This is a genomic window from Oscillibacter sp., from assembly GCF_031978065.1.
In the GTDB taxonomy this organism is placed as follows: Bacteria; Bacillota; Clostridia; order Oscillospirales; family Oscillospiraceae; genus Oscillibacter.
In genome coordinates this window covers 1-1,348 of record NZ_DALZCH010000206.1, presented here as the reverse complement: position 1 = coordinate 1,348, position 1,348 = coordinate 1, and the positions used below count along the sequence as shown (strand labels likewise).

The 1,348-nt window shown below is 65.9% G+C and carries 1 pseudogene; it reads left to right on the top strand.

The features are described 5' to 3' along the window. Positions 1 to 1,348, top strand: a pseudogene (locus RTK01_RS16740) (chromosome segregation protein SMC); the annotation flags it as partial.

The window sequence follows — 1,348 nt, the reverse complement described above, 5'->3', positions numbered from 1 at the left end:
GGGAGGCGGAGCGACTGCGGGCTAAGGGGACGCTGGCGGTGTCCGCCGCTGCGGACGCGCGGGCAGAGGCATCGGCTGCGGCTGCGGAGCGGGCCCAGATTTCAGAGCGCCGGGCCGCTTCGGAAACAGAGCTGACAAGCGCCCGGGAACGGCTGGACCAGACGGGCGGCGAGGCGAAGACCAATCGCCGCGCGCTGGAGGACGCCCGGGACGAGGCCGGGGCCGTTGCCAACATCATCGCGGGCCACTCCATGAAAATGGAGGAGCGGCAGCGCAAAGCCGGGGAAGCGGTGGAAAAAGCAAACAAGCTGACCATGGACGCCGGGGCGCTGGACAACCGCATCCGGCTGCTGACGGAGATGGAAAAGGAGTACGAGGGCTTTTCCAAGGCTGTCCGTCTGGTCTGTCAGGCGCAAAGCAGTCTGCGTGGGATTCGCGGGCCGGTGGCGGGATTGATGAGCGTGGAACGGAAATACTCCGTGGCTATCGAAATTGCTTTGGGCGCGGGTCTTCAGAACATTGTGGTGGACCGGGAAGAGGACGCGAAGGCTGCCATCGGCTTTTTAAAGCAGAGAGACGCGGGACGAGCCACCTTCCTGCCCCTGTCCGCCATCCGGGGCGACGAGCTGCGGGAAAACGGTCTGGAGCGGGAATACGGTTACGTGGGCCTTGCTTCCGGGCTGGTGGAATACGACCCGCAGTATGCGGGTGTTTTCAAAAATCTTCTGGGCCGCACGGTGGTGGCGGAGGATTTAGACTGCGGCATCGCCATGGCCCGGAAGTATGGAAACCGTTTTCGGATTGTCACGTTGGACGGACAGGTGATGAACCGGGGCGGCTCCATGACCGGCGGCAGCGTCAGCCGCAGCGCGGGCGTTTTGAGCCGGGCGGCGGAGCTGAAGGAGCTCCACGGCAAGGCGGAGACGATGAACCGCCGCCTGGCTGAGGCGAAGATAGAGGCGGAGGAGCTGAACCGTGAACTGGAAAAGGCCCGGTACGAGCTGGAGACGGCGCAGGGCCAGCAGCGAGCGGCGGAGGACGAGGTCCTTCGTCTGGAGGGGCGGCAGAGCCACTTTGACATCCTGCTGCAAAGCCTGCGCGCAAGCCTTGAAAATTTGGAGGGCGAGTGGGAGGCTCGTGCCGGTCGTCGGGCGGAGTGCGACAGCCGGGGGGCAAAGGCGGCGGCGGATATTGCCGCCGCGGAGGCCGAGGCCGCGGCCCTACGGGCAAAGGCGGACGAGCAGTTTTCCGGGCAGACAGAGCTTTTGGCCCGTGCGGGAGAGCTGAGCGAATCGGTCAGCGCACGGAAGTCCCATCTTGCCGCTCTGCGGGCGGAGCGGGAGGGGGC